Genomic DNA, 1,125 nt, shown 5'->3' on the forward strand with positions numbered 1-1,125 from the left:
CACCGTGAGGCTGTAAAGCCGGTCGTCCAGCGCCGGGCACCATTGGTCGAAGGTACGCTGCTCTGTGAATTGGCTGGATAACGGCGCCAACCAGTCGGTTTTCTTGCCTTTGGGTTGCTCGATCCAAGGCTTGAACGCCTGCAGGATCTCTGCTTTCTGTAACTGGCCCCACAGCTCCTCAATCGATAACAGCCCCTGCTCACTGACCCAGCCTTGCGCCAACAGTGGCTGCACCGCCGCCTCGGCCGCGCCGATTTCCCCATCGTTGAACAAACCTTCCAAGAGATCCTCCTCGACCTGACGAGGCTTGGCGTAATCAATGCCGATTACAAGAACTGCAAAGAGCGAGCGGCTGAAGGCGGGCAGAAAAAACAAGTAGCAATGCCAAAAGACTCTGTTACTAAGTCACTCTCTGAGCTCAGGCTGGTCGCACTTTCGAAGTTCGGAGATCTGGCGGGAAACTCCGGTCGGCCCTTCAACAAGCTCCTGCATATGTTCGCCGCCGCGTCGATGAAGTCGAAATCCTCATCCGGCCAGCAAAACTACAGTGACGCCTTCCGGCAGATGGCCATGCATTTGACCGAGGTAGGATTCGAGGGAGGTGAGGATCCTCGTGAATATGTCACGGCCCACTACTTAACGCGACTCAGGAAGTACCTTGTAGACCAAATGGAATCGGGCACTCTAACGTCGAATTATGCTAATGGGGTTTTGTCGGCAGTCCGTTCAATGTTAAAGCGCACAGTGAAGATTCGAGGCTTTGGCCTTACATCTTTTATTGATGTGCAGGGGTTCGACACCGGTCGGGAAACTGATATGTATCGCCCTTACCCTAAGTTTGCGAGAACGGCGATCCAGCAAGCCTGTGATATGGAGAGGCAACAGGCCAATGAGCTGGCGAAGGACTACGTCTCGTTCCATGGAGGCAGTGATCCGTTGGACGAGAATGGGCACCTTGTCAAAGGGATGGCCACCTTGGAAAACGCTCGTTGGATCTTCGAGAACAAGCTCAACTGCAGACCGATCAGCGAGTGGTCAGCTGATTCGGAGAACAAGTACGAACAGGGTTTCACACGATTAGTGAGGATCGGCGGCCTAGGGGTTACTGAGACGTATGCAAGATGG

2 pseudogenes are annotated in these 1,125 nt (G+C 54.1%); one reads left to right on the forward strand and one right to left on the reverse strand.

The annotated features are described in order from the left end of the window. A pseudogene (locus ASU03_RS21195) lies at positions 1-375 on the reverse strand (hypothetical protein); the annotation flags it as partial. Between the two features lie 6 nt (positions 376-381). Here ASU03_RS21195 and ASU03_RS18650 point away from each other — a divergent pair. Continuing rightward, positions 382-1,125, forward strand: a pseudogene (locus tag ASU03_RS18650) (hypothetical protein); the annotation flags it as partial.

This window comes from Colwellia sp. TT2012 (assembly GCF_001440345.1).
Lineage (GTDB): Bacteria > Pseudomonadota > Gammaproteobacteria > Enterobacterales > Alteromonadaceae > Colwellia.